Consider the following 246-nt stretch of genomic DNA (forward strand, 5'->3'; position numbering starts at 1 on the left):
TGTGGTCGATGTGCCGGATCGGGGCGTCGCACCAGGGCCTGCCGCAAACGGCGTCGCGGGCGAGGATCATCCGGCGCATCCCGTCGGGGAACTTCCGCGCGGCCGAGTCCATCCCCAGCAGCTGCCCGGTCCCGGGGGCGGTGTAGAGGCGGCGGACCCAGATGTCCTCCACACTGTGTTGTTTCAGCACTTTGGTGCGGTGGGCCTGTTCGCGGGCGGTCTTCCAGCCCGGCTCGGTCCCGGCCG

At 71.1% G+C, this 246-nt stretch carries 1 pseudogene; it reads right to left on the reverse strand.

Annotated elements, in window-relative coordinates:
- Window positions 1-246, reverse strand: a pseudogene (locus AC5RVD_RS16820) (HNH endonuclease); the annotation flags it as partial.

It is taken from the genome of Arthrobacter sp. THG-b23 (genome assembly GCF_059091265.1).